The 3,233-nt window shown below is 59.9% G+C and carries 1 protein-coding gene; it reads left to right on the top strand.

From position 1 onward, the window contains the following. The coding region (locus HMPREF2924_RS36525; protein ID WP_256567968.1) for a hemagglutinin repeat-containing protein at positions 1-3,233 on the top strand (3,233 nt) is incomplete at both ends.

The following is a 3,233-nucleotide window of genomic DNA, read 5'->3' as shown; positions in this document are numbered from 1 at the left end:
CTCGGCAGGCTGGATATCGCCCGCGACGATGCGGGGGGCTGGGCAAATCGCTTGGAGAACATTTCCGGGAATTTAGAGAGCACAGGTGATATGCGTTTCTCCGTGAGTTCACTTCTCAATAGAAGGGAAACCCTAGAGATTGAAGGTGACTTGCAGAATAGCGCTATTGGCGTCCGCTGTACGGGGTGTCAGCTTTCTGAGAGGTGGGGAAAAACTAGGTCTTCGAGCGAGCTTGTCTGGATCAGGGAATATAAGTCTACATTGGGAGAGTCTTCTGCCGCTGCTTCAATTACGGCTGGTCGAGATCTGCTTGTTGTAGGTGCAAGCCTGCAGAATATTGCTTCTAATATAAGTGCTGTAAGAGACGCCACGCTATCTCTGAGTAATTTCGAAAACAAAGGTTATGCGTTAGGGGAATATGCGGTCAGGGGCGTTTATTCGCCGCCGAGTAAATTTGGCGAAGAATTGCTTATGCGCATATTGGCGTATAACGCTGTCAACGATCCCAGTTATGGGGAGGGATATGCGAGCACAGGGGGGAGACTTCCGAATATTCATTATTTCGACAAGAATTTTAATGAAAAAGTCTCTCCGCTGGAGGTCATTCATGGAAACGGGAAAAATGGTGGGCCGGGTTGGCACCTGTACTTCGGTACCTTAGATGTTGAGTATCCGGGCACAGATCGCTGGAATAAGGCTATTGGACGAATACCGGCGCCGAATTATTCATCGAAAAAAACGGATGCTATTCCAGATCTACTTAAGGGATTGGCTCCTCTCGATGAGTTGACGATTAACAAAGGGGCGAACTCAACGGTTGGTGCTGTCGTGCAAGCTGGCGGTCGTGTAACGGTGAATGCTGCGGAGAGTTTCAATAACTCTGTCCTACAGGGATTTCAGGCCGTTCAGGAAACCCAGTTACCTCATCAGGACATAGCTGTTTCAAGCACGACGAGCGCCGTAGTGACTCTGAAGAGTCAACTGCCAGCGGATTTGGCAAGGCAACAGATCAATCCTCTCACCTTGCCGGGCTTCAGCCTGCCTCAAGGCCAGAATGGGCTCTTCCGCCTGGCGTCCCAAGGAGCCCAGGTGAACCAGGCAAGTGGTGCTCTGAAATCCGCCAGCGATCTCACCCAGAGCGGCCATGGCGTATCTGTATCCGCACAGGCAGGCAGTGACGCAAGTGGCTGGAGTACCCAGGCGCGTCGTGTCGGCGATGATCGGGTCACCTCGCTTACCGGTTCCGCCTATCAAGGCCGGGTAGCTGAGGCTATCGATGCGCTACGGGCTTCCGCGCCAATCTCGGGCGACGGGGGAAACACTGGCCGTTTCCAGGCCGGTGAGCACCAGGCGACCACGGGACTGGGTGGACTCGTCGAGGGCAATGCATCGGGTCACAGCGGCAATGGCGTCATCCTCGCCGATCTGCGCGGTGGTCTACCCTCGTTCTCAAGCCTTCCCGCGGCTGATCGTATTCAAGGCACAGCGCCCGGTCACGATGGGAATGGAACTATTCTCGCCAATTGGCAGGGTGCGCAGGCGACGGTCCAGGCCTCGCCTTCGACAGTGCGTGTAGAGGGGGTAGTTTCCAGTCCAGGTGGCAATGGCAGCATCCTTGCCGATCTGCCGGCTGAGCAGTCGTCGGTGCAGGCACTGCCTTCGGCCGTTAGGGCTCAGGGCAGCCTGCCTCGCCTCGAAGAGCGGAGCGCCGTTCTTGCCGAGCCTCCGGTTGGGCAGCCAGCGTTGCAAACCCTGCCGTCGGTTGCGCGCGTTGAGGGCGTGCCCAGCAATGCCACACCGAGCAACAGCCACAAGTATCTGATCGAGACCAACCCGGCGCTCACCGAGCTGAAGCAGTTCCTCAACTCGGACTACCTGCTCGGTGGCCTGGGTATCAATCCGGATGACAGCAAGAAGCGCCTGGGCGACGGTCTATACGAGCAGCGCCTGGTACGCGAAGCGATCGTCCAGCGTACGGGGCAGCGCTTCATCGCCGGATTGAACAGCGACGAAGCGATGTTCCGCTATCTGATGGACAACGCCATCGCCAGCAAGGACGTATTGGGACTGACCCCTGGCGTCACCCTCAGCGCCGCCCAGGTGGCCGCGCTGACCCACGACATCGTTTGGCTGGAAGAAGTCGAGGTGAATGGCGAGAAGGTCCTCGCCCCCGTGGTCTACCTGGCCCAGGCCGAGGGGCGGTTGGGCCCGAACGGCGCGCTGATCCAGGGGCGCGACGTGAACCTGATCACCGGCGGGGACCTGAGGAACGCCGGTACCCTGCGCGCGCAGAACGACCTCAGCGCGACAGCCGGCAACATCGACAACAGCGGCCTGATCGAGGCCGGCAACCGCCTCGACCTGCTGGCCAGCGGCTCCATCCGCAATGACCAGGGCGGCATCATTGCCGGGCGCGAGGTAAACCTCTCCGCCCTTACCGGAGACGTCATCAATGAACGGACGGTGACCCAGCACCAGTCCTCCTACAGGGGAACCGGTACCACTGAGGCATTTGCCGATAGCGCCGCGCGTATCGAGGCTGCGCAGAAGCTGACCGTTTCGGCAGGACGCGATGTAGCCAATATTGGCGGTGTCATCGACAGCAAGGGCGACCTCGCCTTGCAAGGCGGCAGGGATGTCCTGGTTTCGGCTGCGGTAGCGGAGCGGGGCTGGACGGCAGGAAGCCAGGCATACCAGACCCAGACGACCCAGATGGGCGCCGAGGTCGTGGCGGGGCGCGATATCAGCGTCAGTGCCGGACGCGATATCAGCGTCGCGGGCAGCCGCATCGACGCTCGTCGCGACGTGACATTCGAGGCGGGTCGCGATGTGGGCCTGGTCGCGGCTGCCAACGAAGAGCATGCCTATGGCAAGACCAAGAAGGTCACTTTCCAGGACGACAAGATCACCCAGCAGGCCACTCGCGTGGACGCTGGCGGCGACCTGGCGATCAATGCCGGACAGGACCTGCGGCTGGTCGCGAGCCAGGCCAGCGCCGGCGACGAAGCCTACCTGGTGGCCGGCGACAAGCTGGAGCTGCTGGCCGCCAACGACAGCAGTTACTACCTCTACGACAAGAAGAGCAAAGGCAGCTTCGGTAGCAAGAAGACCCGGCGCGACGAAATCACCGATGTGACGGCAGTGGGCAGCCAAATATCCAGCGGCGGCGACCTCACCCTGCTCAGTGGCGGCGACCAGACTTACCAGGGCGCGAAGCTGGAATCGGGCAACGA

The sequence above is a fragment of the Pseudomonas sp. HMSC063H08 genome, assembly GCF_001813645.1.
Taxonomy (GTDB): Bacteria; Pseudomonadota; Gammaproteobacteria; order Pseudomonadales; family Pseudomonadaceae; genus Pseudomonas; species Pseudomonas aeruginosa.
This window is presented reverse-complemented; position numbering and strand designations above follow the sequence as displayed.